This is a genomic window from Vibrio sp. 2096, assembly GCF_033339595.1.
Classification (GTDB): Bacteria; Pseudomonadota; Gammaproteobacteria; order Enterobacterales; family Vibrionaceae; genus Vibrio; species Vibrio alginolyticus.
This window is the reverse complement of the sequence record NZ_JAWOUX010000066.1, coordinates 1-1280: the sequence shown is the minus strand read 5'-3', so window position 1 is coordinate 1280 and position 1280 is coordinate 1. Positions and strand designations below refer to the sequence as shown.

The window sequence follows — 1280 nt, the reverse complement described above, 5'->3', positions numbered from 1 at the left end:
TCGGTTTATCCATGTTTTGTTATCTCGGTGTAATTAATATTACGCCACCAAAAGTCAGGTCCGAGAGAGTAGCAAACGTGCGCAAAGGCAATGTCATTAAAGGGTAAAGACATTGGTTACACACTTGCCATCGGTAACCCCGCTACCTTCCATATACTACTATGGTTCAGGCCGGAGGCTTTGCGTCCCACCCTTTCGGATGGTTTGCCCTGTGCGTGACCAGATGAGGATACTTTGTATATTGAATTAACATCACACTTTAGATTTTAAAACGTGATCTTGATTCAATAAATAATGCCATTTTGTGCATGGGTACTCATAATTGAGAATTGTATTTAATGTTTGAAAAGAAGCGGGAATTAATAATTCACATGTAAAGAAAACAGTAACTTATGGAAGTTATTGTTTTTAAGAATGAGGCAAAGTGTGCGGGAAGTGTTATTTTTTTAATAAAAAAAAGCGCCCCTAAGGGCGCTTGTGTTCATTTAATTAAGTTTCTTAACGGTGTTGCGGATAACAATCTCTGGTTGCATCTCGAACACACGCTTTTCGTGTTCTTTATCTTTAATGCGTTCAAGTAGGATCTCAAACGCATTTTTACCCACACGACGTTTAGGTTGGTGAATCGTTGTTAGCGGTGGTGAGAAGTACTCTGCAAGTTCAATGTTGTCGTAACCGATAACAGAAACGTCATCTGGAACCTTGATGCCGTTTTGTTGCAGACGGCTCATTAAGCCAAGTGCCATGGTGTCGTTAAAACAGAATACTGCAGTAGGGCGTTTTTCCATCGCGGTGATCTTGTCTGCAACCAGTACCGCAGTATCACATTCAAAGTTACCTTCAAGAATCCAATCTTCATTGATTGGCAGTTTTGCTTCAGCCATGGCACGACGGAAACCAGCGATACGCTCTTGGCAAGCAAGTTTCTCAAAGTGACCACTAAGGCAGGCGATGTCAGTGTGGCCATTATCGATAAGGTATTTAGTTGCTAGGTAGCCACCTTCTTCAGAGTTATCGATGATCTTGTCCGCACGAGAACTCTCTGGGCCCCAATCCATCACAACTTTCGGGATGTCTGAGTGACGATCTAGCATCTCTTTTAGTTCTTCGGTTAGATCTGAACACATCACCAAAATGCCATCTACACGTTTCTCAGCAAGCATGCGGATGTAGTCGCGCTGTTTCTCGTAGATGCCGCCGGTATTACACAAGATCAATGTGTAACCTTGACGGTAGCAGTAACTTTCTACACCGTCGATCACTTCAGAGAAGAATAGGTT

1 protein-coding gene and 1 riboswitch are annotated in these 1280 nt (G+C 42.6%); the gene reads right to left on the bottom strand.

Annotated features, from left to right (window positions below):
- Positions 1 to 129 precede the first annotated feature (129 nt).
- A riboswitch (cyclic di-GMP riboswitch) is annotated at positions 130 to 219 on the bottom strand.
- 266 nt (positions 220 to 485) lie between these two features.
- The coding region (gene purR, locus R7Q41_RS24070; protein WP_318144713.1) for an HTH-type transcriptional repressor PurR at positions 486 to 1280 on the bottom strand (795 nt) is incomplete at its 5' end.